Genomic DNA, 25,517 nt, shown 5'->3' with positions numbered 1-25,517 from the left:
ACCTGACAATCAACAAAAGATAAAAAGACATGTTTGAAATTAACCCGGTAAAAAATCAGATCCAGGATTTGACTGAGCGTACTTCGGTGCTTCGGGGGTATCTTTGACTACGATGCCAAGAAAGAGCGCTTAGAAGAAGTTAACGCCGAGCTGGAACAGCCTGACGTCTGGAACGAACCTGAACGTGCCCAGGCACTCGGTAAGGAACGCGCCTCTCTGGAAGCCATCGTGGAAACCATTGATGACCTTGACCAGGGGCTTGAGGATGTCAGCGGTCTGCTGGAACTCGCCGTCGAAGCGGATGACGAAGAGACCTTTAACGAAGCGGTTGAAGAGCTGAAGGGACTGGAAGACAAACTCGGTCAGCTGGAATTCCGCCGGATGTTCTCCGGTGAATATGACAGCGCTGATTGCTACCTTGATCTCCAGGCCGGTTCCGGTGGTACAGAAGCTCAGGACTGGGCAAGCATGCTGCTGCGTATGTATCTGCGCTGGGCAGAAAGCCGCGGCTTTAAAACCGAAATTATTGAAGAATCTGACGGCGACGTGGCCGGTCTGAAATCGGCAACGGTTAAGATCATGGGCGAATACGCCTACGGCTGGCTGCGCACCGAAACCGGCGTTCACCGCCTGGTGCGCAAGAGCCCGTTTGACTCCGGCGGCCGCCGCCATACCTCGTTCAGTTCCGCGTTTATCTATCCGGAAGTGGACGATGACATTGATATTGAAATCAATCCGGCGGATATCCGTATTGACGTTTACCGCGCCTCCGGTGCCGGTGGTCAGCACGTGAACAAAACGGAATCTGCGGTGCGTCTTACCCATATTCCGACCGGTATCGTCACACAATGTCAGAATGACCGCTCGCAGCATAAGAATAAAGATCAGGCTTTCCGTCAGATGAAAGCAAAACTTTATGAATATGAAATGCAGAAGAAAAACGCCGATAAACAAGAAATGGAAGATAACAAATCCGACATCGGCTGGGGCAGTCAGATCCGTTCTTATGTACTTGATGATTCCCGTATTAAAGATCTCCGTACCGGTGTGGAAACCCGCAATACGCAGGCTGTATTAGACGGCGATTTGGATAAATGTATTGAGGCCAGCTTAAAAGCGGGTTTATAAGGATTAAAAATGTCACAAGATCAACACAGTGCTGAGCAGGCACCTGATTTAAATAACGAATTAAAAACACGCCGTGAAAAACTGGCACAGTTGCGTGAGAAAGAAGCCGTTGCATTCCCGAATGATTTCCGCCGTGACGCGGTATCCGGTGAGCTGCATGAAAAATATGGTGAAAAAAGCGCGGAAGAGCTGGAAGCCCTGAATATCGAAGTGGCGATTGCCGGCCGTATGATGACCCGCCGTATCATGGGTAAAGCCTCTTTTGCCACCTTACAGGACACTGCGGGCCGTATTCAGATTTACGTTTCCCGTGATGATCTGGCTGAAGGTGTGTACAACGAATCCTTTAAAAAATGGGATCTGGGCGATATCCTCGCGGCACGCGGTAAGTTATTTAAAACTAAAACCGGTGAGCTGACTGTTCACTGTACCGAAGTCCGCCTGCTGACCAAAGCACTGCGTCCGTTACCGGATAAATTCCACGGTCTGAGTGACCAGGAAACCCGTTACCGCCAGCGTTATCTGGATCTGATTGCCAACGATGAATCCCGTCATACCTTTGCGGTGCGTTCACGTATTCTGGCTGAAATCCGTAAATTCATGGTGAACAAAGGGTTTATGGAAGTTGAAACCCCGATGATGCAGGTGATTCCGGGCGGGGCAAGTGCGCGTCCGTTTGTTACCCATCATAATGCGCTGGATATCGATATGTATCTGCGTATTGCGCCGGAGCTGTATCTGAAGCGTCTGGTGGTCGGTGGTTTTGAGCGCGTGTTTGAAATCAACCGCAATTTCCGTAACGAAGGGGTTTCCCCGCGTCACAACCCGGAATTCACCATGATGGAACTTTATATGGCGTATGCCGATTATAAAGACCTGATTGTACTGACCGAAGAGCTGTTCCGCACCATCGCTCAGGATGTGCTGGGTAACTCGGTCGTGAAATACGGTGACCAGGAATTCGATTTCGGCAAACCGTTTGCCAAACTCACCATGAAAGAAGCAATCTGCAAATATCGTCCGGAAACCAACATGGCTGATCTGGATGATATGGATAAAGCAGTTGCTATCGCGAAATCCCTGAACATCAAAATTGAAAAATCATGGGGTCTGGGCCGCGTACAGTGTGAAATCTTCGAGGAAGTGGCAGAAAGCCATCTGATCCAGCCGACATTCATCATTGAATATCCGGCAGAAGTCTCTCCGCTGGCGCGTCGTAATGACGACAATCCGTTTATTACTGACCGCTTTGAATTCTTTATCGGCGGCCGCGAAATCGGTAACGGTTTCTCCGAGCTGAACGATGCGGAAGATCAGGCAGAACGTTTTGCCGAGCAGGTCCGCCAGAAAGACGCTGGTGATGACGAAGCGATGTTCTATGACGAAGACTATGTTGTCGCGCTGGAGCACGGTCTGCCGCCGACAGCGGGTCTGGGTATCGGGATCGACCGCATGGTCATGCTGTTTACTGACAGCCATACCATCCGTGACGTTATCCTGTTCCCTGCGATGCGTCCGGGCAAATAATTGCTGCAGTAAATGAACACGGAGCCTCACAAATTTGTGGGGCTTTTTTTTCACTATCCTCTTGATAAACAAGATGACCGGCGTATAATCTCACACATCCTGACGCGGGCGTAGTTCAATGGCAGAACGAGAGCTTCCCAAGCTCTATACGAGGGTTCGATTCCCTTCGCCCGCTCCAATTTTCTTCGTTAACTTCCTGTGTTATCAAATATTCCGGCAACTGAATCTCTCCGGTGCATCTCATCCCGTATGTCTGAAACTCTGATTCAGCCACACATGTGTCTGTGTCAGCATAATGGCGCTTGTCATTGCGCTCCGGCTTCGTACTGTTTTATATATTTACCGGCCCGGAGAAATATTGTGACTGAAATGAATAATTATTCAAAAATAATACTTTATTAATTTTACGAGTTTCCCGGTCATAAAATAGTATTTTTTATAACTTACTGTTATTGCACCTTAATTTAAAATTAAACTATTAGTGCGATTTGATTAAATATATATGTCGTGATTATATTTTATTATCTTATAAATAATGATTATAGACCAGGTCACTATATTATCAGAGGATTAGTTATTATCTATAATATAGACGTAGTAACTATATTAAATATGTATTTGTTTTTTTAATTTGCGCCAATAATATACACAACACAGTATTAACAAAATGTATTTTTATACTAACTGATATTGGTTAAATATATTTTTAGGATTATTATTTTGATGTATATCACGGTATAGTATTTATACTTGGTTATATTAATAATTGTTCGTCAGATAGTCTTAATTTTAAACAGGTGCAAAAATGGAAAACAATAACCGATTTTGGCCGCATATAAGACGTGTTACACACCTTATGATGTTCTCACATCGTTCGTGTTTTGATTTTAATCGTTTTAATGCACAAAGGTAGTCCCTCTACTGACATCCATGACGTTGTCTGCATATTGCCATCGTATGGATCGTCGACCTCTTTCTCATTATATCCCGCATTTATGTGTGGATATGCTGAATTCTGATTGATAATTCATACTCTGGTTTTCATGCATATCAATATGCAGGTAAACAGCTTTCGTCATTCCCGGTTGCGGTAAAAAAAGCCCTTGCTGAGATAGTGAAAACTGTCAGTCCTGAATATTGTTTTGGCATACGTAATGGCATAAAGAGAAATGTGATTTTTTAACTCAATAGTATATTGAGGGAACAAGCTCGCATTTATGAAAATAAATAACTGAAATATTTTTTCTGAATATTTCAGCGGGAATTTTTTGCCAAAAATAAAAGGTATGAAAATGAAAAGTTATAAAATCGCTGTCAGCTATGATATGTCTGACTATATTTCAACACACCGGGAATGTGTGGATATCCTGAATACAGATTTTACGGATGTTGCTGTCATCGTTATTTCACTTGATGATATCCGCGACGGAAAGCTGGATTTTATTGAGCAGCACAGTTTTGAACAGCCGGTTTTTGCTGTAATCAGTGATCACGAAGTCATTCCGGCAGATGTCATTACACGGTTAACCGGCGTGATTGATTTAAATAAAAAGAACGGTGAATTATACAGTAAGCAACTGGAAACAGCGGCGCTGAAATATGAAGAAAGTCTGTTACCGCCATTTTTCGGCAGTATGAAAAAATATGTTGAGCAGGGCAATTCAGCTTTTGATTGTCCCGGACATCAGGGCGGGGAGTTTTTCCGCCGTCACCCGCTGGGTAACCAGTTTGCTGAATATTTCGGCGAAAATTTATTCCGTTCTGATTTATGTAATGCGGATGTCTCCATGGGGGATCTGCTGATTCATGAAGGGGCTCCGTGCGCGGCACAACAGCATGCGGCGAAAGTTTTTAACGCGGATAAAACCTATTTCGTCCTTAATGGTACGTCGTCTTCAAATAAAGTGGTGCTTAATGCCTTATTGGCGCCGGGTGACCTGGTATTATTCGATCGTAACAACCACAAATCAAATCATCACGGCGCATTAATACAGGCGGGGGCAATACCGGTTTATCTGGAAGCTGCGCGCAACCCGTTCGGATTTATCGGCGGGATTGATGCTCATTGTTTTGAAGAGGATTATCTTCGCAGCTTAATTAAAGAAGTCGCACCTGAACGAACCGGCGAAAAACGTCCGTTCCGTCTGGCGGTTATTCAACTGGGTACGTATGACGGAACAATTTATAACGCACGCCAGGTTGTCGATAAAATCGGTCATTTATGTGACTACATTTTATTTGATTCTGCCTGGGTTGGTTATGAACAGTTTATTCCGATGATGAAGGATTGTTCTCCGCTTTTGCTGGAGCTGAATGAAAATGATCCCGGAATTCTGGTCACACAATCTGTTCATAAACAACAGGCCGGTTTCTCTCAGACATCTCAGATCCATAAAAAAGACAGTCATATTAAAGGCCAGAGCCGTTATGTGAATCATAAGCGTCTGAATAATGCCTTTATGATGCATGCCTCCACCAGCCCGTTCTATCCGCTGTTTGCCGCGCTGGATGTGAACGCCAAAATGCATGAAGGGAAATCAGGTAAGCGTTTATGGATGGATTGCGTGAAAACCGGGATTGAAACCCGTAAGTTGCTGCTGAAATCCTGTAAACATATCCGCCCGTTCATTCCGGAAACTATTGATGGCCGTTCATGGGGCGATTTTGAGACTGATGTGATTGCCAATGATCTCCGGTTCTTCAATTTTGTGCCGGGTGAGCGCTGGCATGCCTTTGAGGGATATGAAGAAAATCAGTATTTTGTTGACCCGTGCAAATTACTGCTGACAACGCCGGGTATTAATGCCAAAACCGGTAATTATGAAGCGTTCGGTGTGCCGGCAACGATTCTGGCTAACTATCTGCGTGAAAATAATATCATTCCTGAAAAATGCGATCTCAACTCCATTCTGTTCCTGCTGACACCTGCTGAAAGCATGGCAAAAATGCAGCATCTGGTGGCTCAGATTGCCCGTTTTGAGCAATTACTGGAACAGGATGCTCCGCTGAAAGAGGTACTGCCGTCTGTATATCATGCGCATGAAGCCCGTTATCAGGGGTATACCATCCGTCAGTTATGTCAGGAAATGCATGATATGTATGTGAAGTTTAATGTGAAACAACTCCAGAAAGAGATGTTCCGCAAATCACACTTCCCGCAGGTCAGCATGTTACCGCAGGCAGCGAATATTGCGTTTGTACGCGGCAACGCGGAATTGGTTGCGGTGGATCAGATTGAAGGCCGTATTGCGGCTGAAGGTGCTCTGCCTTATCCGCCGGGGGTTCTGTGTGTGGTTCCGGGGGAAATCTGGGGCGGCTCCGTGCAGCAATATTTTCTGGCGCTCGAGGAGGGGATTAACCTCTTCCCGGGATTCTCACCGGAATTACAGGGTGTGTATATCCGCTGTGATGAAGATGGCCGTCAGCGGGCATACGGCTATGTAATTAAACACTGAGTTCGTTAATTCGTGCATGGCGGAGCGCGGATGAGCGTGCTCCGTCAGCCGGGGAGAAATATGATGAGTGCTTCAAAGAATAAAATGAGCGTATTACAGCTCACTATATTAACCGCAGTGAATATGATGGGATCCGGCATCATTATGCTGCCGACAAAACTGGCGGAAGTGGGGACGGTTTCTATTCTGTCATGGCTTGTGACCGCCGTCGGTTCTATGGCTCTGGCTTATGCATTTGCCAAGTGCGGTATGTACAGCCGCCGCAGCGGCGGGATGGGAGGTTACGCGGAATACGCATTCGGTAAATCCGGTAACTTTATGGCGAATTATACCTATGGTGTTTCTCTGCTGATTGCAAACGTTGCGATCGCGATTTCAGCCGTCGGTTATGGGGCTGAACTGATGGATGCGGCGATGACGCCGCTGGGTATCTGTATTGCCACAATTGTTGTGTTGTGGATTTGTACGGTGGCAAACTTCGGCGGTGCACGGATCACCGGACGGATCAGCAGTGTGACTGTCTGGGGGGTCATTATTCCGGTTGTTGGTATTTCGGTTATCGGCTGGTGGTGGTTCAGTCCTGAACTGTATGTTAATTCCTGGAACCCGCATAATTTTCCGCTTTTTGAGGCGGTCGGTTCCTCTATTGCGATGACATTATGGGCATTTTTAGGAATGGAGTCAGCCTGTGCTAACAGTGAGGCGGTTGATAATCCTGAGAAAAATGTGCCGATAGCAGTATTGGGCGGAACATTAGGCGCAGCGGTTATTTATATCGTATCAACAAACGTCATTGCCGGTATTGTACCGAATATGGATCTGGCAAACTCTACTGCACCGTTTGGCCTGGCATTCTCACAAATGTTTACGCCGGGTGTGGGTAAGGTTGTTATGGCGCTGATGATTATGTCCTGCTGCGGTTCATTATTAGGCTGGCAGTTCACCATTGCGCAGGTATTTAAATCATCATCCGATTCCGGTTATTTCCCGAAAATCTTTTCTGCTGTTACCAAAGCGGATGCCCCGGTAAAAGGTATGCTGGTTATTGTTATTATTCAGTCTGCACTGTCGCTGATGACCATCAGTCCGTCACTGAATAAACAGTTCAATGTGCTGGTTAACCTGGCGGTTGTTACTAATATTATCCCTTATATCCTTTCCATGGCTGCCATGATTATTCTGCAGAAAGTCGCCAATGTGGATCCTAAGAAAGCACGGACAGGCAATGTGATTGCATTTATCGGTGCTGTTTATAGTTTCTATGCGCTGTATTCATCCGGTGAAGATGCTGTGATGTGGGGGGCGCTTGCCACCTTCCTCGGCTGGACACTGTATGGTTTTGTTTCCCCGCGGTTTGAAATGAAACAAAACCAGGACGTAATGATGAAATAACGAACACTCTCCGGTGGGTTCCTCCCGTGCAGTAACGGCGGGAGGATTTTTTCCTGCAGCGAAACAGCCGGAATGTATACGAACAGCAATCTGTATATTCCGCATAACAGAGATAAAACGTAATGACAGCAATAATGACAAAGCCGAAACGGGGACGACCGCCGAAAAACCATGATGCAGGTACCGATGTAAAAGAAATATTGATCCGCAGCGGTACGGAGGTGTTTACCGAAACAGGATATATGACGTCAGATATCAGCAGAATATTAACAAAAGCAGGTATTCCGAAGGGATCTTTTTATTATTACTTTGGCAGTAAAGAAAATTTCGGTGTGAAAGTGATACGTCATTATGACCGCTGTTTTTCTCATCTGCTGGATAAATGTCTGTCTGATACCACATTGCCGCCACCGGAAAGATTACTGACATTTTGCAGGATTGCCAAATCCGGAATGGAAAAATATCACTGGCAGCGCGGGTGTCTGATCGGCAATCTCGGGCAGGAAGTTATCAGTCTGCCGGCCGGGTATTGTGAATTACTCAATGACATTATTACCGGCTGGCAAAAGAAAGTGGAGAATTGTCTTCTGGAAGCACAGGCGCAAAATCTTATTTCCGGAAATACTGACTGCAGGCAGATGGCGGCTTTTTTCTGGGCGGGCTGGGAAGGGGCGGTCATGCGTGCCAAACTGACCCGTAATGGTGAACCGCTGGATCTGTTTATTACAATTTTTATGAAGCAGATACTGGTATAACAGCCGGAAAGATGATGATTCCGGGCTGAAAAATGGTTTTCTCTGATAGCAGACGGCAATGCTTTCGGATACTATTTCCATCCTATGAAAGCCCGCAAACGCCTTGTTCTTATCATTATGTCCGGCATTATGCTGGTCTCCGTCCTGTTTATATCCGGGATCATTCTGGCCATGGATAAAACACCGTATTACGATATTGACCGGAACGGGAAATCATTCGGGCACTCCGTTTTTACATTGTATGACGGTCGGGTGTATGCCGCTGCTCCGTCTGACGGGTATTTTTTAATCCCCGGTGCGGACCCGGACAGTTTCAGATTATTGCCTGACAATAACAACCACAATGGCCGGCAATTTGCAGCCGATAAATATCACGCCTGGTGCGGTAATCTTCCCGTCGCGGATTTTAATCCTCAGACGGCGGTTACTATCGGGAATGGCTATTTTACGGATGGTAAAAATACGGTTTTCTGTGCCCCTTATACGCGGATAAATAATGAACTGACCGGCCTGCAAAAGCTGTATCAGCAATGGCGTTACGGCTGGGGACTGAGTGATAAGCCTCTGACTTACTATTATCCGCAGCAACAGTTGCCACCGTCTGCCACACCTTACCGGATATCAGCGGATTCCGGGCTTGTCAGTAACGGAGAACAGGTTTTCTTTGACGGTAAATTAATGCCGGCGGCAAACCCGGAGACATTGCGTCCTGTGGCTGTCCGGCAGAATGATAAATCAGTGCGTGAGAGCCGGGTATTTTATCACGACGGGGAACATGTTTATTATCAGCGCCATTTATTACCGCTGAAAGATACAGAATCACTGTATGGTTTTTACCTCGGTAATTTATTTCAGGAAGCCTATTTATTTGATCCGCAAACCGGTCAGGCGGCCATGAATAATGTCATGTTCCCGCCGGAATATGCGCCTTACCGCGTGATCAGTTACTATGGTCAGCATGTAAATCAGGGATTGTTTTTATCCCGGAATGGCGTTTACTTTTATGACCGGAAAAAAGAAAAAATCCGCCGCGCCGGTGATAATCCGCCATTGCAGGATAGTTGCCGGGAAATATCACCGCTGATTTTCACCTGCGGCAATGAAACCCGGTATTTGCAGGGTTCAGAATCATGGGGCGGCCGGAAATCACCGGGTCTTATTTCCCGCAGTACTATACTTTATCGTCTCGGTGATAATACAACGGATAACTGGGAAAAAATCGGCGATATTACTTCTCACCATTACGGGGAGGTCTGGCAGAAAGGCGGACAATATTATTATTTTGACCGGCTGGGCGCATCACAGCTTATGCGCGGACCGATCTATTTAATTCCGGATAATATGACGGTACGCGCGCTGCTGAGTGATGACCTCCGGGTTGATGACCTCCGGAAAATGGCGCATGACGGGCGTTTGCAGGATATTTCTGGTACAGAAATGCTGAAGGCCACTACCCGTTATAAAGAGAGTATGTTCAGTTTCCTGAATTTTTCTGATGATGACTGAGTAACCGCAATTATTTTTCTTATTGAGAATAAATTGCATTTGACAAACACATTCAGATTCATAGAATAGCGCCATCAAAGGTCAATTCTCTGACCCGTAAGCGTTTACGTTAATCAACGCATGTAACTTTGTGCATTACAACAGTTATGTGTTGTTGTGTCGTCACTATACGGAGTCGTCTATGTCTTTTCAGGACAAAAACTATATTTTAGGTTTTCCGAAGCTGCCTCAGCGCGCGTTAATCTTCCTGGTGCCTTTTTTCTTATCGCTGGTTATGAGTGGTATTGTTTCGTTTATCAGTACCGTCAAAGCGCTGGGATTCTCCTGGCTGCTGGTTTCTCCGTGGCTGACGTCATGGGGTATATCCTGGGCCATTGCATTCCCGACCGTCTTATTTGTTCTGCCGTTCGCCCGTAAATTATCGTTATTACTGGTCAGAAGTTCATAATTACGGGATCTGAATCCCTAACCATTGCCGGAATTGTTTTTTTCCTTTTCCGGTAATTGTCACTTCACGGTAGCCCGGTGTGCGGGTCAGCCAGCCCTGTTGCTCACAGTGAGTGAAGAGGGCGGCGCCCAGATAGCCACCGAGGTGAAACCGGCGTTCACTCCAGTCCAGACAGCCGCAGCAGAAAACCCGTTTTACCGTGTGAGCGGCAGGCAGCCCGAGTGTGGTCAGTGCAGATTCTCCCACCGTTGTCAGCATAGTACCGTCAGCGGTTATCCACCCTTTTTCCTGCATCGCATCATACACAGCCACCGCCGTTTCCCCGGCCAGATGGTCATAACAGGTTCTGGCCTGCCGTAAATGCGGCGGGGCGGAGGATTTGCGGATGGCGGCTGTTACCGGAATACCGGTGAGATTCATCATTTTTTCGATGATTTCGGCCACGTTTAATCCGGCCAGCTGATAATAGCGGTGACGCCCCTGCGGAATACAGATGATCAGCTTTCCGGCGACCAGTTTTGCCAGATGGGCGCTGGCGGTGGAGGCACTGATATCCGCGGCAATGCTCAGTTCAGTTGCTGTCCAGGCTCTGCCGTCCATCAGGGCGCAGAGCATGCGGATACGGGACGGATCAGCCAGTGCCGCAGCCACACCGGCAAGCGCGGTTTCTAACTCAGGTGCGTGTTTTTCTGACATATCAGCTCCGCCGGTTATTCCTGCCCGAAGTCATATTCACGGGTGATTTCAGCAATACGGATGCGGTAAAAAGAGAAAATATCCGCTTTACCTTCTTCCTGAGCCTGCCGGTGCTGCAGGTTTTGTTTCCATTTCAGCAGAGAGGCTTCGTCTTCCCATAATGAGAGCGACAATAATTTACCGGGTGTGCTCAGGCTGGCAAAACGTTCAATGGAGATAAAGCCCTCTGCGTCACTGAGCAGCGGGCGTAATCCGGCAGCGATATCCAGATAGCGGGATTGTTTGTTTTCCGGCATAGTTACTTCAAAAATTACAGCAAACATGGGATTCTCCTTATGCAGTCCGGCTAATCATATCGGAAGCACAGAGAAAACACTTCGCTGAGTAACGAAATAAGAAAAATTACTTCCGGTAGCGGACAGCGATAGCCAGCAGGATTAAGATGACACCGGTTATCTGCATCAGCAGATGTGACGGCATGCCGTGCTGTATGATATCGATAATAAAGCCGGATAATACCTGGCCGCAGATAGCCAGAATGGTGGTCAGTGTGGCGCCGAGCAGCGGCAGAATATAACTGTTTATCACCACGAAACAGGCACCGATAATACCGCCGGTGAATGTAATCAGCGGAATACTGTTCAGTGTGATGGGGAACTGCGGCAGGTAAAACAGTACAACCACACTCAGAAAGATAAAACCGGCAATATGATTAACCAGCGAGGCATAAAACGCATTGCTGCTCTGAGATAATCTGCCGTTAATACTGCGGCTGAAAATAATACAAATGCCATTTGTCAGCGCGATAGTAATATAAAACAGTAACATCATTATTTTCCTGCAATGATCAAAATACAGCCGCTGAATAACAGCAGCAGTGTCAGCCCGTCGCGGCTTGTCACTTTGCGCCGTGTCAGTCCCATCAGACCAAAATGGTCGATAATCAGCCCGGTCACTATCTGCCCCGCAAGCATCAGTACAATCGAGCCGGAGAGTGACAGCGGGCTGTTAACGGTGATCGCCGCCAGCAGTACGGTAAACGCACCGGGTATCCCGCCGAGATAGCACCACAGCGGCATTTTTGTACCGGCGTGGCGTGGCGGCAGGTGCTTTTTCACTGTCAGCCAGATAATCAGGGCAACAATGGCACCGATGCCGTGTGTCAGCCAGGAGGCGTGCAGCGGAGAAGTAAAGGTGGATAAATAGCTGTTGCTCATAATCATCAGGGTGAGTAATACCCCGGAAAGTAAGGCTATCAGCGGTAACAGGATCTCTTTTTTCATCGTTATTTTCACTTTATTGCGGACGGAGAGAGTATAGAGATTGCCGGGGCCCGGAATAAACGCTATAAACGGAAAAACAGAGTTTCCTGTGAGTTGACAATAAAGGAGCTGAGATGGATTTTTCACTTTTACCGGTGTTTATTGCGATCACCGAGCAGGGAAGCCTGACAAAAGCAGCAGAATATCTGCATATGACCAAATCGGCGGTCAGTAAAAAACTGGCGGCGCTGGAGACTCAAACCGGCATCCGGCTGGTCACCCGTTCCACGCGCCATTTACAACTGACTGAAGCCGGACAGCTTTATTACACCTATCTGAAAAAAGCCCATCAGGCGGTGCTGGACGGGCAGGATGCGTTGTCACATTACAGCCGTGAGGTTGACGGCACACTGAAAATCAGTGCGCCGGCGGTGTTCGGCAGTCTGCATCTGGCTAAATTAATACCTGAATTTTTACAGCGCTGGCCGTCATTACAGGCGGAAATGGTATTTGATGACAAACTGACGGATTTGGTCGGGGAAGGGTTTGATCTGGCTGTCAGGATCGGTGAATTACAGGATTCCTCTCTGATTGCCCGCGTGTTATCTCCCTGCCGCAGCGTGTTGTGTGCGTCTCCCGCCTATCTGGCACAACATGGTACACCTCAGAATCTGACTGACCTGAAATCTCATAATTGCCTGTTTTACAGCTATTTTCAGGCCGGTCAGTCATGGACATTTCTGCACCGGGGAGACGTGGTGCGTTTTACCCCGCAGGGCACTCTGCGTGCCAACAACAGTCTGGCGCTGCATCAGGCTGTTTTACAGGGAACGGGGATCTGCCAGCTGCCGCAGTTTATCGCGGCACCGGATATCCGCGCCGGGCGGCTGATCCCGCTGCTGCCGGAATACCTGCTGCCACGGCATCACATCTATGCGGTTTATCCGGATCGTGAATATCTGCCGAAAAAAGTCTCCGCATTTTTACATTTTTTGCAGGATACGCTGGGTACGGAAGGGCACTATCAGAAAGAATATGAACAGGATTTATCCTTTTTTAAGGCAGCGGAATAAAAACCGGATACATTGGATAAGGCAATCAGCCTGCTGTTTATATCATTTATTTTAATTTCACTGAGAGGGGTTATATGTCTCTGCAATTGTGGATCGCCAATAAAAATTACTCTTCCTGGTCGCTGAGACCCTGGTTTTTACTGAAAGCCCTGAATATTCCGTTTGATGAACAGCTGGCCACCTTTGTACCGGGCGGCAGCAGTTATGAGAAATTTCTCCGCTTTTCCCCGTCCGGGCTGGTGCCGTGCCTGGGCGCGCTCTGCCGCGGCAGAAATGCATTCCGGGTTTACCACGCTGCGCCGTGAGTGCCCGCTGAACTGCTCGGAAAGCCGCCCGGCCGCAGAGATGACACCGGAATTACAGAAAGAGTGTCAGCGTCTGGATAAGATCTGGTGTGAGGGATTAACCCGGTTCGGTGGCCCGTGGCTGGCAGGGGAAAATATCAGTGCGGCGGATGCTTTTTATGTGCCGGTGGCCCTGCGGGCACGGACTTATCAGCTGCCGTTTTCAGCGGCGGCACAGACATGGATTGACCGGATCCTGGCGCATCCTGCCATCATTGAGTGGTGTGAGGCGGCAGCGAAAGAAGCGAAAATCGACCACGACTGAATCAGGAAGGGCGGGGATATCCGCCCTGATTATTACTTAACGGCGCTGTCCATCAGGATAAAACGCGGTTCGGCACGCTGATATTTATTAATGGCGGGTACCAGGCGGCGGAAGTGCTCACTGGCACAATGGGCATCCAGCGCGGCCTGATCCGGCCAGGTTTCGATAAAAACAAAATGCCCCGGGTCTTTCTGATCGACAAACAGATCATAACTGATACACAGCGGCTCACGGCGGGTGGCGGCAACCAGTTCTTCATACATCGGCATCAGGATCTCAACGGCATCCGGCTGCATAAAATCTTCAGCAATCACTTTTAACATTGTGTTCCCCTTGTCCGGTGCGGACAACAACATGAAATATCTGCAAATGACTTCCCCGGCAAGCCGTGTAAATTCTGACTGATAACCAGAGCATAAATCACAACAACTACCGGTATAACATTGAGGGGGCAGAATGTCATTATCATTAACTGAAGCCGTGAATCTGTTGAAATCCAAAAAATGGATTGACCTGACACATGCATTTAATGCGGATTCACCGCACTTTTTTATGTTTGAACCGGCGGAGTTTAAAACACTGTTTGATTACCGTGACGGCTTTTTTGCCCAGCAGTTCACGTTTCCCGGCCAGTACGGCACCCATATTGATGCGCCGTGCCATTTTGTACAGGGGCGGCGCTTTGTGCATGATCTGGAACTGAAAGAGCTGGTGTTGCCGCTGGTGGTGATTGATCAGTCCGCCAGAGCACAGAAAGATGCAGATTTTGCGCTATCCGCAGACGATGTACTGGCTTTTGAACAGATTCACGGACGTATTGAAAGCGGCAGTTTCGTGGCATTGCGCACGGACTGGAGCAAACGCTGGCCGTCACAGGCACTGATGGATAATAAAGATGCGGAAGGCAACAACCATATTCCGGGCTGGGGAATGGACGCACTGGAATTTCTGTTTCGTGAGCGCGGGATCAGCGCCGTGGGGCATGAAACCTTTGATACCGATTCGGCGCAGGATTTCCGCAAAAATAGTGCACTCCGGGCGGAATATTTTGTATTGGATCAGGATGCGTATCAGATAGAGCTGCTGACCAATCTCGATAAAGTCCCGGCCAAAGGTGCGGTGATTTTTAATATCGTGGCAAAGCCGGACAATGCAGGCGGGTTCCCGGTCCGGTCATTTGCCATTTTGCCGGATTAATGCGGCGTATCAGCGGAGATTAAACTGAGAGAAAGTCAGTTGGTTATTCACATAGAGCAACTGATTGATTTCGGTGGCAATCAGTGATTTCAGGTCACTGTCAGATAATGACGCCGGCAGTGACTGCCACAGCCGGGACAAAATAAATTCCTGCTGTTCGCCGTATTCATCATAGTGGGACAGGATTTGTAAGAGTGAGTCTCTGGTGATTTGTCCGGTATGTTTTGTTTTTTTCAGATCACAAATCACCGGAGCCAGTAAACTTACACAGATATCCCGGTATTCCTGACTTTCGGCAGGGAATGTCTCCAGTGTCTGCCATAACAACCGGCGTTCATCGGTAAACACAGGTGTGACAGCAGTCGTTTCAGTGTGACGGTACATAAATATCAATCCTCTTGAGGTTGTCAGGCAAATGCCGTTCGTGTGTTATTTCCCGTCGTAGTCACTATTTTATTTTTATCTGTTATTGCTATATGCAGTCAGATAAAAGGGATATTGCTATCCCTTTATCCGGTATATTTGCCGGTGCTGTCAGCACCAGTGTATTTTATCTGTCGTCAGACAGATATTGCGGCTGTTCAGCCACTGATACAGCCGGTCATCATCATTGTTGTTTTTCAGCTGCAAAATCAGCTGTACGGCAGTACGGAAATAGTCCGGAATGCGGTTGTCCTGCAAGGACTTATGATGATAAATAACATCACGGAACAGATTAACAAAATGACGCAGCGTGAACGAAATTTCTCCCCGGAGAGTGTGAATATTATGCTCTGTCCGGGAAAGATCCTGTGCGGACTCCGCGAAACTGTTTTTGATATCTGACAGCTCTGACTGCTCCGTCTGCGGATAATATGCACTGTACAGCGCATGCAGGGCAGCCAGCTGACGGTTTATTATTCTGCGTCGATTATATTCTTCTTCCAGATCCCACAGCTCACGGTGTGTGTCTTTTATCCAGTATTCATACGTTTCGTTTAATAATCCGTCAATCCAGTAACGGGACGCAGATAATATAATTGTGTCAGACAAACAGGCATCCCAGTTATCAGGGTAAGTCTGTATTGTCTGTCTGATCATGGTCAGGTCATGATACTGAAAAGGAATATTCCATTTCTTTCTGCGGCGGAACCAATCTGTTGTTTTTAAGTTGTCTGCCTGCTGACGTGTAAGATATTCAGATAATAAATCATTTTCTTTACAGGCGTCTTCTGAGTTATATATTCGATCATCTGACAGATAAAGATGATACATCGTTTTATTAAGCATAAATCCCTCTGGCGAATAAAAGTGAAGCAAAGGAACGCAGCTTAACAGACCCGTTTTTTTCCGGTATTATTTTTGTTTTCTGTTTTTATCACAATTCGTCAGTTTATATGATTACCCCGGGCTTTGCTGGGCGTAAATCCGAAACGCTTACGGTAGCTCTGGGTAAAATACGACTGACTTGAGAACCCTGCTTCCATTGAGACATCAACGATACTCATCTGGGTATTAAGCAGAAGCTGATGGGAAAATAACAACCGCCGTTCGCTTATCCATGCCCGCGGAGATGTACCGTATACCGAGCCGAACAGCTCTTTGAATGTTGTCAGGCCCATACCAAATTCTCTGGAAAATTCATTTAACTTCCAGTCTTTCAGATAGTGCTTTTCCATGAAGCTCTGCAAACGTTCTGCCTGGCGGTTACTCAGCTGACGCAATACCGACATCAGACGTGTGCCTTCTTCACTCAGGGCGATAATTAATAATAATTCCTCCAGCTTCAGCTTTATCAGCGGTGATGGCGCATTATTACAATAAGCATCATAAAACCCGCTGATACTGTTTTTCAGCATAGCGGACTGCGGAAAATAAATGAGTCCGGATGTCGGATCAGTAACACGGTGAAGGTGGCTGAGAGTATCAGAAAAACGGTGAAGAAAATCCCGCAGAAAATGGTTGTTCAGCGGAACCCATAATAAGTTAATTTCGCCGGAAATATGCTGGTATGCATAGCTTCCCTGATTGGAGAAAATAACTTCATTGTCATTAAGTGTGTATGAGTTTATGCAATCCTGCCATTTCATTTTTCCGGACATCAGAAGGTAAAGACCTTTTTCCTGTTGTTCGGTAATATTGAAAATATCGGGCTCAACAATAACAGATTGTATCTCTTTATTATTGTCAGATGTCAAAGTACGTGAGTTCATGGGCATCTCAGAGTGAACAATATGGCTTAATTTTCGGAAATTAAATAACAGGGACAGTGCCAAACCATCCGGTATAAATAATTATATAACTAATATCGGGCTTTTCTACTTGATAATTAGTTTTTATGACATTAACGGCTTTATTTATTGGTTTGGGTGCTATTTTATTTACATGATGAATAACTTCACTGAATAACAAGTAATGTCATTATGAATTATGTTTCTAAAATGATGCTGTTTTGTTGTTATTATGTTTTTTGCGGGTGGGGTGTATATACAGTTCATTATCATTGAATCTGTTTTATTGATGGATATATTGAGCGGATATTAATTAATACTGTTGTTACCGGCGAAGGGCAGAGTATTACTCTGCAAAAATGTAATGATTGTTTCTGTTATGATTATTGATGTTATCACTTTTAATTTTATGTTTTTATTATGCTGCATATAGCTGATTAAAATTTTCCTGGTGAATATATAATTTATATATTATTTGTATCGCGGATTATTTCCGGCGGGTAACGCCACCGGACATGACAGATGATACGCCGTTTCGTGATGACTGTCCCTTGCACCACTCACCGTTTTTAATCATTATATAAAAAAATATATAACGAGTGAGGTTACTATGTCGTCCCGTCGTCTGATGCTCTCCGCATTACTGTTCTGTTGTTCCGTACCGGCCGCGGTGGCCGCTGAGTTACATATGTATGCCGGCGCCGGTCTGCGCCCGCCGGTTGAAAAGGTGATCAGCCAGTTTGAAAGAGAGACCGGTAATACGGTAACGGTGGAATATGGCGGTTCCGGACAGATCCTGACCCGGTTTGAACTGACAAAGCAGGGTGATCTGTTTTTCCCGGGATCAGCGGATTACGTGGAAAAGCTGCGGAAAGAAAAACAGGTGACAGACAGTTATCCGATTGTCCGGCATATTCCGGTGATTGCAGTACGCAAAGATAAAGCAGACGGAATTAACAGTATTGCAGATCTTGCCGCAAGTAATCTGCGTATCGGCATGGGGGACCCGAAAGCCATTGCGCTGGGCCGCAGCGGTGAAGTTTTACTGGATGCCAGCGGTTACGGTGATGCACTGCGGGAAAAAGTCATTGTCCGGGCGGCAACGATTAAACACCTGTCGATGTATCTGCTTAACGGTGAGGTGGATGCTGCGGTTATCGGCCGCGCCGATGCCATGAAAAACCACGATAAACTGATTATTCTGCCGTCACCGGAAGGCAGCCCGGAAGAGGTGGCTACGCTGGCGGTACTCAGCACCAGTGCATCCCCGGCAGAAGCAAAACAACTGGCGGAGTATTTTTCCTCTCCGGAAGGGATCAAAGCCTTCACCGATTATGGTTTTCTGCCGGTCAGACCGGCTGATGCGCACTGATTCCGGTATTACCGATGTATCCGGTGATGAAATGGGCGCTGGTGCCCCTGTTACTGTTGTTGTGTCTGATTACCGGGTCTCTGCTGGCGTTACTGTTTCAGGTAACGCCGGCGTTGCTGACTAAGCTGATTACTGACCCTGAGTTTCATTTTGCGGTGCTGATGTCGCTGGCAACCTCACTGACATCGCTGGTACTGGCATTTCTGATTGCCGTACCGGCCGCCTGGGTGATGGTGCGGGGGGATTTCCCCGGCAAGCGGGTGGCGGATGCGCTGTTTGATGTCCCGCTGGTCACGCCGCCGCTGGTGATTGGTATCGGGTTGTTACTGCTGCTGGGCAGTCAGGGCCCGCTGGCCGGAATTTTCCCGCAGTTGGGGCGCTGGCTGTTTTCCCCGGTGGGTGTGATTATTGCCCAGACCTATGTCGCGTCAGCGGTTCTGTACCGTTCGGCGCAGGGGGCGTTTGCCTCGGTGGATCCGGCATATGTCCGCACGGCAATGAATCTCGGGCTGACCCCCGGAAAAACCCTGCTGCTGGCGGAAATTCCGTTGTGTCTGCAGGGATTGCTGAGCGGCGGGATCCTCGCCTACTCCCGGGCGCTGGGGGAGTTCGGTGCCACACTGATGCTGGCCGGTGCCACCCGCTTTAAAACCGAAACTCTGCCAATGGCAATTTATCTTAATATTGCCAGCGGTGATTTTTCACTCGCGCTCGGCTGCGCGCTGATCCTGATGGCACTGGCGATTGTTTTGCTGGTCGCATTGCACCGGCTGAAAAGGCAACCTTCACATGCTGCACGTTGAACATCTGAGTGCGGGGATCCTGCAGGATCTCTCGCTGACACTGCCGCGCGCACAATGTACCGCGATCTGCGGCCCTTCCGGCAGCGGAAAAACCACATTACTGAACTGCATTGCCGGTTATCTGCCTTATCAGGGCTCCATCCGGCTCGGGGATGTTCCCCTGGATCCGCTGCCGGTCTGGAAACGCCCCTGCCGTTATCTTAATCAGCGGCTGTGGCTGTTTCCGTGGCTGACGGTTCTGGGCAATTTACGGCTGGCACAGTATGCCGCCGGGTTAAAGCGGGACAAATCACAGGCTCTGGCACTGCTGGATAAAATGCAGGTGGCACATCTGGCGGCGCGTTTTCCGCATCAGATTTCCGGCGGGGAACAGCAGCGGGTGGCACTGGCCCGCGCACTGATCTCACCGCCGGCACTGCTGTTGCTGGACGAACCGTTTTCCGGGCTGGATTGGGCGACCCGCAGGCAGTTATGGCCGCAGATTAATCTGCTGAAAGAAGAAGGGATCACCACGATTCTGGTCACGCATGAACCAGAAGAGGCAGAGGCGCTGGCACAATACCGCTTAGCGGCAGAAGGCGGAAAAATCCGGGGGACTAAAGGGGCCTGAGAGGGATAAAATCCTGTCGTAATTGTGATATTTTTATTCTGCCCTCTTCAGTTAAGGTAGACCCCTGAGAGGGCGGTGACGGATTGTAATGAAGGGATGCTGTCACAGGGTACACGGAGTGTATCCGGCTATAGTCACCGCTTTCTCTATTTCCCTGATTACATACTGATACTGGTCTTAATCCGCCCTTTACCGGCGCGGCGGCTGCGTACAATATGCAAAAGTATCTTCCGTAACGTAAAAATACCATCACAAAGGTCTGCCATGCTTAATATTATGCTGACATCCCTTTGGTTTTTATGGGGATTGTTACTGTATGCAGTGATAGCCGGGCACGCATCGTGGCCTGTTTATTTAACAGGTATCGCCGCCGTTATCTGTGCTATTACGATTCTCCCGGAAAGGAAAAGGAAAAACGTCATGTTCGGTAAGAAAAAACAAGCAGATACCCCTGAAACGGAGCCGGTTGCGGCACCGTTGCAAAAAACCAGAGAAGAAAGAGAAGAAGAAGAACGAAAAGCGGCTGAACTCAGTGCTCAGGCAAATGAAATTACCCAGCTGCTGTCAGCACGCGGTGAAGAGAAACAGCGTCCGCTGGCGTCTCTTGAATCCCGCCAGCCGACGGTGATCAGCAAAGAAACCCGCCTGACCGGTGATGTTGAAATCAGCGGTAATCTGCAAATCTGGGGTAAAATTAAGGGACAAATCAAAGCCCGTTCCGGCTCGGTCAGCATTATGCAGTCCGGTGTGGTGGAAGGGGATATTTTTGCCGAAACCCTGCTGATTGACGGCGTGCTGACCGGCACCTGTACCGTCGAACAGCTGGAAATTCTTGAGCACGGTGAGCTTAACGGCGTCTGCCGCGCCTCTAATTTCTCTATCCGCAAAGGCGGTACCTTTATCGGCCAGTCAGAGCCGTATGCCCCTGCCGGTAAAGTGGCTGCCGCAGCACAGGCTCCTCAGTCCCGCCCGGAAAATAATAAGCCGGCAGCAGTGACTGAGCTGAAGCAGTCTGAAAAATCAGACGCAGCGGCGGAAAAATCACAGGAATCCGCGCCGAAATCGTCGTCACAGAACGGTAACGGAAAAAACAAAGAGCCGCAGAAAGTCCCGTCTGTCTTTAAGCGCGTGTAACCGCGCCGCCCTCACGTAAATCCGTTATACTCCTCCGGTATATTTCATGACTGAATGAACCGGAGGATTATATGCTTACTCTTGATACCCCGCGTCTGCACCTGCGTCCCTGGACACCGGATGATTATGCACCGTTCCGTGCACTGAATGCGGATCCGGACGTTATGCGCTTTTTTCCGGCCTGCCTGAGTGCGGCAGAAAGTGATGCGATGGCGGATGAAATTACCCGTCGTTTTGAACGGCAGAAAGCATTCGGGCTGTGGGTGGCGGAAGAAAAAAGCAACAGGGAATTTACCGGGTTTGTTGGTCTTAATATCCCGTCCGCGCCGTTTGATTTCAGTCCGTGTACTGAAATCGGCTGGCGTCTGGCGAAACGCTTTCACGGTAAAGGTTATGCAACCGAAGCGGCAAACGCGGTGCTGCACCATGCCTTTATGACGCTGAATATGCCGGAGATTGTCGCGTTTACCGCGAAGGTAAATCTGCCTTCTGAACGGGTGATGGTGAAAACGGGAATGCGGTATCAGCGGGAGTTTCTGCATCCGTCACTGGAACAGGGGCATCCGTTACAGACGCATGTGCTGTATAAGATCACACAGGCGGAATACCGCGCGCGTCAGTCCTGATTATTGCGGGGCGTGCGGCGGCGCTGCGGCAGAGGCGGTACCGGCTTTTTGTCATCAATAAGGTGACGGACAGCCAGGATCGGATGATGCCACAGCATACGCGGCCCGGCCCAGCGCATAATCACTTTCATCTCTTCCCGCGGTTTTGGCTGATAACAGTGCACCGGGCACTGTTTGCAGGCTGGTTTGTCTTCACCGTAACGGCATTTTTCCAGCCGTTTCACTGCATACGCCAGCAGATCGCGGTAATGTTCCGGAGTATCTGCCGGTGCCGGATGGCGCTGTTCATACAGTTCCACCATACGGGTAACGGTTTTTATTTCCCGTAAAATACGTTTGCCGGCCATCGGAAACTCCTCTTTCATGCAGTAAAGCCCATAAATTTAAATACTGTGCTTAAAATTTGCTTTCTTTTTATTTAAAAATAAAATACTGTATATGTATACAGTTTACGGAGAGCAACACCATGCGTATTGAAATTCTGTTAGATAAACGAAATGCAGTGCCTGCGCATCTTATTCAGTCCCTTGAAGTCCAGTTAAAACGCCGGATCCTGCCGTTATATCCGGATATGCAGTTCCGTATTGCGCAAAGCAGCCAGACCACGATTAATATTTCCGGCGTGAAATCCCCCGACGATAAACAGTCGCTGATGGATACTATTCAGACCATCTGGGAAGATGACAGCTGGATGGATGATGACAACGCGCAATCATGATTTTCTTCCTGTTACAGGAAACGCTATCTCCCGGTTTTTGTGCCTTCAGGGGAGATAGCGGTCTTTTTTCGCTGTTCAGTGATTACAGATTTTCTCAGCCGATGTGCTGAATCCCTCTTCAGTACCGATAAACTTCCCGCGTGCCGCCAGAAAACTGACCAGCGCTTTTGCATCCATATTCTCTGCCGAGCAGGTATGGAAACGGGTATCTTCGCCGAACGTGGCGTGAATATCGGCGATAAGTGATTCTGTGGTGTAATTCTTCCCGCTTTCAATAATCATATTCATGACCTCGTGGCCATGGACAGAGGCTTTCTCAGACATAATAACTCCGGTCGGATAGTAAAGATGTAATTATTATGCATCTTTTGATGTGCAATAGATTGCGTCAGGTCAGATTATGGTGCGAAAGGGAAGGAGACATAAGATAACGCCCGCGAAAGGGCGTTATCTGACAGGGGAGAAACTTACTGACACTCCGTTAAAATGCGCTGCATCTCATCTTTTACGTGCAGTTTTTCTTTTTTCAGCCGGACGACATTGTCGTTATAGCCTGCGCCGTTCGGGCCTTCAAGCTCGGCAATTTCATTATTTAACTGATGATGTTTCAGATACAGTGCGGCAAAACGAGGATTTGAATCTTTAAGCTGTGCTATAAGGGCTTGCTGATCAAGTGGCATAGAACCTCCTGTTTGACGGGGAATACAGCTTTTTCAGTATAACAAATGTACGCCGGAATGCATGGGGCGTATCGTTATATCCGTGATCAAAATGGCATAAATACATCGTGATTTATTGATGGTGATGATGGCATCCGGCAGAGTTATTGGTTTAACACACTGGCAGTGGTGATTTATCTGAGATTATCTGCCATTTTGTAAGAATATTCTGTGTTTTACTCTGGCGGTGAACTAAAGATTATTATAATGTTCTTAATAGTCAGCATGAAGATTATGAGACGATTTCATAATCAAATGTACTTATAAAACAAGGTAATTATTTGATGAAAAAATTGATCCTTCCTGTTATGGCCATGTTCGCTGCCGCAGGCGCTTATGCTGAAGAAGCAAAAACCACTGATATGGAGCCGCTGAAGATTGTGAAAACTGACAACGGCATGAGTGAGTTGAAACACTTCCCGCAGGCTGCGTCAGATCAGGTTCGCCATGTGATTGCCGTAGAGCCGAAAGCCGATGAAGGGCAGTACAAAATTGAGCTGGTGATCGGTAAAAAACAGATGGTGGACTGTAACCACCAGTGGTTCGGCGGTACGCTGACACAGAAAACCGTTGATGGTTTCGGCTATGACTATTATGAGACCGGCGACTTAACCGGGCCGATGTCCACCATGATGGGCTGCCTCAATAATGAAAAACGCGAAGCGTTTGTCAGCGCTAACCTGGGTGACGAAGCATTCGTCCGTTACAACAGCCGCCTGCCGGTTGTGGTGTACGCCCCGAAAGATGTGGAAGTAAAATACCGTATCTGGAGCACGGATAATCAGCTGCTGGATGCACCGGCCAAATAATCCGTTAATATCTGATACATAAAACACGGCGCCTGCCGTGTTTTTTGTTTTTTATTCGGTTCTGTCATCATTTCGTCGTACACTTAAACCCATACTGTTTACGGGCGTAATTGTCGTCTATCACTGAGGCTATTGATTATGGAATTTCAGCCATCCCGCCAGATAGCAACTGTGCTGCAATGGGTTCTGAATATTGCACTGCTGATTTTAGGTGTGCTGCTGATTGTATTTATGGGAAAGGAAACACTGACGCTGATTAATCTGCTGTTTTCCGCGCAGGAGAAAACAACCTATCTGTTATTAGACAGTATCGTGACCTATTTCCTCTATTTTGAATTTATTGCCTTAATTGTGAAATATTTTTCGTCGGGCTACCATTTCCCTCTGCGCTATTTTATCTATATCGGCATTACGGCGATGGTGCGTTTAATTATTGTCGATCATTCAGATGCCAATGCGACATTCCTGCATACCCTGTCAATACTGGCGCTGACCGTGGCATTATATCTGGCAAATACCGATAAGCTTAAACGCAGCTGAAATAACATGCCCCGCTGTGACGCGGGGCAGAATAAACAGACTGACGGGATCAGCGGATAACCATCACCGAGGTTTTGGCGTGACGGACAATCGTTGCGGCGGTAGAGCCGAGCAGGAATGTTGCCGCACCCGGGCGGTGAGAGCCCATCAGGATCAGGTCGGCGTTAATATCTTTGGCATAAGAGAGAATTTCGTTTTTGGCTGATCCGATAGCCGCGTGCAGGGTGTACTGACTTTCCGGCACAGCAATTCCTTTAATAATTTCTTTCAGTGCGGCAAGCGCCAGCTCAATGCGCTCTCCGGATTCCCGCATACTGACCGGCATTGAGGCGTATTCCACCCCGAAGAACATTTCCACGTTAGGGATAACGGTAAAGAAGTGGATCTTCGGATTATCAATTTTCGCCAGTGCTTCCACATGGGGCAGCATTTTGTCTGTCAGGTCATCTTCAAGAATATCAATCGGAACCAGAATCGTGTTGTACATACAGCCTCCTGTTAACTGAAATCAGTAACAGTATGACAAAAAATGACAGCGTGTGCTGTGATCATGACGGCAGCTTATTTAATTTGTGAAATGAAAATAACTATCGTTTATTTTTATTATTAACAATAATAAAAAAGAGGGAATGAATTAAAGAGAATAATGATAACGTCATCAGTGACGGGGAATGAAAGAAGCCGTTTTAAAAGCGATAAGAATAATGATTCTCAGTTATAAAAATCAAATAAAATCATAAAATTGGAGACGTGAAAAAAATATTGTGGCATACTGCGGGCGCTGAATTAATATTCTGATTTAACCTTATTAATTGTAATTCTTTATTTCCTGTTCAGAAAGAACGGCATTAATCCGTTTGCTGAACTATAATGATCACGATCCACAGCATGTATTTGCTTTGTATTAACCACAAAAATAATGTGGAAT

General features: G+C 47.5%; 30 protein-coding genes, 1 tRNA gene and 1 pseudogene. 20 read left to right on the top strand and 12 right to left on the bottom strand.

Going from position 1 to position 25,517, the window contains the following annotated elements:
- Nucleotides 1-29 precede the first annotated feature (29 nt).
- From prfB to HMPREF3119_RS08100, 9 genes are all read left to right on the top strand, one after another.
- A protein-coding gene (gene prfB / locus HMPREF3119_RS08135) for a peptide chain release factor 2 (RefSeq protein WP_139144841.1) occupies nucleotides 30-1,128 on the top strand; the annotation gives its coding sequence in 2 pieces (ribosomal slippage) (nucleotides 30-104 and nucleotides 106-1,128; 1,098 coding nt in all).
- A gap of 9 nt (nucleotides 1,129-1,137) precedes the next feature.
- The gene (gene lysS, locus HMPREF3119_RS08130; protein WP_070579275.1) at nucleotides 1,138-2,655 is read left to right on the top strand and encodes a lysine--tRNA ligase; all 1,518 of its coding nucleotides are present in this window, start codon (nucleotides 1,138-1,140) and stop codon (nucleotides 2,653-2,655) included.
- Nucleotides 2,656-2,759: 104 nt separating this feature from the next.
- Nucleotides 2,760-2,833 (top strand) — tRNA-Gly (locus HMPREF3119_RS08125).
- Between the two features lie 627 nt (nucleotides 2,834-3,460).
- Nucleotides 3,461-3,568, top strand: coding sequence for a leader peptide SpeFL (speFL, locus tag HMPREF3119_RS19115; protein WP_107678959.1), 108 nt, complete (start codon nucleotides 3,461-3,463; stop codon nucleotides 3,566-3,568).
- Nucleotides 3,569-3,947: 379 nt separating this feature from the next.
- Nucleotides 3,948-6,110: an ornithine decarboxylase SpeF gene (gene speF, locus HMPREF3119_RS08120; protein ID WP_070579272.1), complete on the top strand. Its 2,163-nt coding sequence runs from the start codon at nucleotides 3,948-3,950 to the stop codon at nucleotides 6,108-6,110.
- Nucleotides 6,111-6,173: 63 nt separating this feature from the next.
- Nucleotides 6,174-7,502, top strand: a complete 1,329-nt coding sequence (potE, locus tag HMPREF3119_RS08115; RefSeq protein ID WP_032098853.1) for a putrescine-ornithine antiporter — start codon at nucleotides 6,174-6,176, stop codon at nucleotides 7,500-7,502.
- A 134-nt stretch (nucleotides 7,503-7,636) separates the two neighbouring features.
- Nucleotides 7,637-8,257 (top strand): acrylate utilization transcriptional regulator AcuR, encoded by a 621-nt coding sequence (locus tag HMPREF3119_RS08110; protein WP_225806388.1) that lies wholly within the window; start codon nucleotides 7,637-7,639, stop codon nucleotides 8,255-8,257.
- Between the two features lie 84 nt (nucleotides 8,258-8,341).
- Nucleotides 8,342-9,763, top strand: coding sequence for a DKNYY domain-containing protein (locus HMPREF3119_RS08105; protein WP_070579270.1), 1,422 nt, complete (start codon nucleotides 8,342-8,344; stop codon nucleotides 9,761-9,763).
- A gap of 181 nt (nucleotides 9,764-9,944) precedes the next feature.
- On the top strand, nucleotides 9,945-10,211 hold the full coding sequence (locus HMPREF3119_RS08100) for a DUF2798 domain-containing protein (protein WP_004238319.1): 267 nt from the start codon (nucleotides 9,945-9,947) through the stop codon (nucleotides 10,209-10,211).
- Here HMPREF3119_RS08100 and HMPREF3119_RS08095 read toward each other — a convergent pair whose 3' ends face one another.
- The 4 genes from HMPREF3119_RS08095 to HMPREF3119_RS08080 form a co-directional block, all read right to left on the bottom strand.
- A complete protein-coding gene (locus HMPREF3119_RS08095; RefSeq protein ID WP_070579267.1) occupies nucleotides 10,212-10,907 on the bottom strand; it encodes an ArsR/SmtB family transcription factor in 696 nt (231 codons plus the stop codon).
- A 14-nt stretch (nucleotides 10,908-10,921) separates the two neighbouring features.
- Complete coding sequence (locus tag HMPREF3119_RS08090; RefSeq protein ID WP_004240892.1) at nucleotides 10,922-11,230, bottom strand: antibiotic biosynthesis monooxygenase family protein; 309 nt, start codon at nucleotides 11,228-11,230, stop codon at nucleotides 10,922-10,924.
- A gap of 79 nt (nucleotides 11,231-11,309) precedes the next feature.
- A complete protein-coding gene (locus HMPREF3119_RS08085; RefSeq protein ID WP_083297264.1) occupies nucleotides 11,310-11,738 on the bottom strand; it encodes a DMT family transporter in 429 nt (142 codons plus the stop codon).
- Entirely contained in the window at nucleotides 11,738-12,190 is a 453-nt protein-coding gene (locus tag HMPREF3119_RS08080; RefSeq protein WP_032098830.1) for a DMT family transporter, read from the bottom strand. Before HMPREF3119_RS08080 ends, HMPREF3119_RS08085 begins: the two co-directional genes overlap by 1 nt.
- A 113-nt stretch (nucleotides 12,191-12,303) precedes the next feature.
- Here HMPREF3119_RS08080 and HMPREF3119_RS08075 point away from each other — a divergent pair, with 113 nt between their 5' ends.
- Both HMPREF3119_RS08075 and HMPREF3119_RS08070 read left to right on the top strand, forming a co-directional pair.
- Nucleotides 12,304-13,242: a LysR family transcriptional regulator gene (locus HMPREF3119_RS08075; RefSeq protein WP_004238312.1), complete on the top strand. Its 939-nt coding sequence runs from the start codon at nucleotides 12,304-12,306 to the stop codon at nucleotides 13,240-13,242.
- Nucleotides 13,243-13,316: 74 nt separating this feature from the next.
- Nucleotides 13,317-13,851, top strand: a pseudogene (locus HMPREF3119_RS08070) (glutathione S-transferase).
- 32 nt (nucleotides 13,852-13,883) lie between these two features.
- Here the strand turns inward: HMPREF3119_RS08070 and HMPREF3119_RS08065 are convergent.
- The gene (locus HMPREF3119_RS08065; protein WP_004238308.1) at nucleotides 13,884-14,174 is read right to left on the bottom strand and encodes a putative quinol monooxygenase; all 291 of its coding nucleotides are present in this window, start codon (nucleotides 14,172-14,174) and stop codon (nucleotides 13,884-13,886) included.
- Between the two features lie 133 nt (nucleotides 14,175-14,307).
- Between HMPREF3119_RS08065 and HMPREF3119_RS08060 the strand changes: the two genes are divergently transcribed.
- Nucleotides 14,308-15,048, top strand: coding sequence for a cyclase family protein (locus HMPREF3119_RS08060; RefSeq protein ID WP_004238305.1), 741 nt, complete (start codon nucleotides 14,308-14,310; stop codon nucleotides 15,046-15,048).
- A gap of 9 nt (nucleotides 15,049-15,057) precedes the next feature.
- Here the strand turns inward: HMPREF3119_RS08060 and HMPREF3119_RS08055 are convergent, their stop codons facing one another.
- From HMPREF3119_RS08055 to HMPREF3119_RS08045, 3 genes are all read right to left on the bottom strand, one after another.
- On the bottom strand, nucleotides 15,058-15,432 hold the full coding sequence (locus HMPREF3119_RS08055) for a hypothetical protein (protein ID WP_004238304.1): 375 nt from the start codon (nucleotides 15,430-15,432) through the stop codon (nucleotides 15,058-15,060).
- Nucleotides 15,433-15,582: 150 nt separating this feature from the next.
- Nucleotides 15,583-16,080, bottom strand: coding sequence for a hypothetical protein (locus HMPREF3119_RS08050; protein ID WP_228342918.1), 498 nt, complete (start codon nucleotides 16,078-16,080; stop codon nucleotides 15,583-15,585).
- A 335-nt stretch (nucleotides 16,081-16,415) separates the two neighbouring features.
- Nucleotides 16,416-17,225 carry a helix-turn-helix transcriptional regulator gene (locus HMPREF3119_RS08045; protein ID WP_004240888.1) on the bottom strand — a complete coding sequence of 270 codons (810 nt, stop codon included), beginning with the start codon at nucleotides 17,223-17,225 and terminating at the stop codon, nucleotides 16,416-16,418.
- 661 nt (nucleotides 17,226-17,886) lie between these two features.
- Here HMPREF3119_RS08045 and modA point away from each other — a divergent pair.
- From modA to HMPREF3119_RS08020, 5 genes are all read left to right on the top strand, one after another.
- Nucleotides 17,887-18,630: a molybdate ABC transporter substrate-binding protein gene (modA, locus tag HMPREF3119_RS08040; protein WP_370531222.1), complete on the top strand. Its 744-nt coding sequence runs from the start codon at nucleotides 17,887-17,889 to the stop codon at nucleotides 18,628-18,630.
- 14 nt (nucleotides 18,631-18,644) lie between these two features.
- Entirely contained in the window at nucleotides 18,645-19,433 is a 789-nt protein-coding gene (locus HMPREF3119_RS08035; protein ID WP_004238298.1) for an ABC transporter permease, read from the top strand.
- Nucleotides 19,420-20,043: an ABC transporter ATP-binding protein gene (locus HMPREF3119_RS08030; RefSeq protein ID WP_004238296.1), complete on the top strand. Its 624-nt coding sequence runs from the start codon at nucleotides 19,420-19,422 to the stop codon at nucleotides 20,041-20,043. The genes HMPREF3119_RS08035 and HMPREF3119_RS08030 overlap by 14 nt, the downstream gene beginning before the upstream one ends.
- A gap of 420 nt (nucleotides 20,044-20,463) precedes the next feature.
- Nucleotides 20,464-21,177 carry a bactofilin family protein gene (locus HMPREF3119_RS08025; RefSeq protein ID WP_004240884.1) on the top strand — a complete coding sequence of 238 codons (714 nt, stop codon included), beginning with the start codon at nucleotides 20,464-20,466 and terminating at the stop codon, nucleotides 21,175-21,177.
- Between the two features lie 71 nt (nucleotides 21,178-21,248).
- Nucleotides 21,249-21,803 carry a GNAT family N-acetyltransferase gene (locus tag HMPREF3119_RS08020; RefSeq protein ID WP_070579262.1) on the top strand — a complete coding sequence of 185 codons (555 nt, stop codon included), beginning with the start codon at nucleotides 21,249-21,251 and terminating at the stop codon, nucleotides 21,801-21,803.
- Here the strand turns inward: HMPREF3119_RS08020 and HMPREF3119_RS08015 are convergent.
- A complete protein-coding gene (locus HMPREF3119_RS08015; protein WP_004240881.1) occupies nucleotides 21,794-22,150 on the bottom strand; it encodes a nitrous oxide-stimulated promoter family protein in 357 nt (118 codons plus the stop codon). The two genes, HMPREF3119_RS08020 and HMPREF3119_RS08015, sit on opposite strands and share 10 nt — an antisense overlap.
- A gap of 119 nt (nucleotides 22,151-22,269) precedes the next feature.
- On the opposite strand from HMPREF3119_RS08015, the gene HMPREF3119_RS08010 reads away from it, so the two are divergent.
- Entirely contained in the window at nucleotides 22,270-22,521 is a 252-nt protein-coding gene (locus tag HMPREF3119_RS08010) for a DinI family protein (protein ID WP_004238291.1), read from the top strand.
- A 75-nt stretch (nucleotides 22,522-22,596) separates the two neighbouring features.
- On the opposite strand, the gene HMPREF3119_RS08005 is transcribed toward HMPREF3119_RS08010, so the two are convergent.
- Together HMPREF3119_RS08005 and HMPREF3119_RS08000 are read right to left on the bottom strand one after the other, a co-directional pair.
- Complete coding sequence (locus HMPREF3119_RS08005; RefSeq protein ID WP_004240880.1) at nucleotides 22,597-22,845, bottom strand: YecH family metal-binding protein; 249 nt, start codon at nucleotides 22,843-22,845, stop codon at nucleotides 22,597-22,599.
- A 143-nt stretch (nucleotides 22,846-22,988) separates the two neighbouring features.
- Entirely contained in the window at nucleotides 22,989-23,201 is a 213-nt protein-coding gene (locus HMPREF3119_RS08000) for a DUF465 domain-containing protein (protein ID WP_004238289.1), read from the bottom strand.
- A 323-nt stretch (nucleotides 23,202-23,524) separates the two neighbouring features.
- On the opposite strand from HMPREF3119_RS08000, the gene eco reads away from it, so the two are divergent.
- Both eco and psiE read left to right on the top strand, forming a co-directional pair.
- On the top strand, nucleotides 23,525-24,049 hold the full coding sequence (gene eco / locus HMPREF3119_RS07995) for a serine protease inhibitor ecotin (protein WP_004240879.1): 525 nt from the start codon (nucleotides 23,525-23,527) through the stop codon (nucleotides 24,047-24,049).
- Nucleotides 24,050-24,187: 138 nt separating this feature from the next.
- A complete protein-coding gene (gene psiE / locus HMPREF3119_RS07990; protein WP_004238582.1) occupies nucleotides 24,188-24,589 on the top strand; it encodes a phosphate-starvation-inducible protein PsiE in 402 nt (133 codons plus the stop codon).
- Nucleotides 24,590-24,638: 49 nt separating this feature from the next.
- Here psiE and HMPREF3119_RS07985 read toward each other — a convergent pair whose 3' ends face one another.
- The gene (locus tag HMPREF3119_RS07985; RefSeq protein WP_004238583.1) at nucleotides 24,639-25,076 is read right to left on the bottom strand and encodes a universal stress protein; all 438 of its coding nucleotides are present in this window, start codon (nucleotides 25,074-25,076) and stop codon (nucleotides 24,639-24,641) included.
- Between the last annotated feature and the right edge of the window lie 441 nt (nucleotides 25,077-25,517).

The sequence above is a fragment of the Morganella sp. HMSC11D09 genome (genome assembly GCF_001807955.1).
Classification (GTDB): domain Bacteria; phylum Pseudomonadota; class Gammaproteobacteria; order Enterobacterales; family Enterobacteriaceae; genus Morganella; species Morganella morganii.
The sequence above is the reverse complement of the archived record's forward strand: the minus strand, read 5'-3'. Positions and strand labels throughout refer to the sequence as shown.